A 282-nucleotide genomic window follows, 5' to 3' on the forward strand; every position below is an offset into this window, starting at 1 on the left:
CCATCGAAGAGGACCGGGACTGAAGATATGGAAGGCTTCGCTCTTCGAGACGGTGTCTACGCCTCGTCGATGAGCGACGACGAGGCGCTCCTCCTGCGTCAGTTGGCGACGGAGGTTCTCGTCGTCTTGGATGATCCCGGTGAGTACGCCGCGACCTCGTCCATGGTGAACGCCGCCACCGAGACCGAACAGCGACGAGACGAACCCCACGAACGTACCCTGCGTATGCTGCTGCCCTCGATGAGTGAGGATGACGAAGACGCTGGCCGCCTGCGCGCCCTG

1 protein-coding gene is annotated in these 282 nt (G+C 63.1%); it reads left to right on the forward strand.

What is annotated here, in order from left to right; translation table 11 throughout:
- Window positions 1-27 precede the first annotated feature (27 nt).
- On the forward strand, window positions 28-282 hold a 255-nt coding region (locus tag QP415_RS11640), incomplete at its 3' end, for a DUF2017 family protein (RefSeq protein WP_285100185.1).

This window comes from Pauljensenia sp. UMB3104, from assembly GCF_030217285.1.
Classification (GTDB): domain Bacteria; phylum Actinomycetota; class Actinomycetes; order Actinomycetales; family Actinomycetaceae; genus Pauljensenia.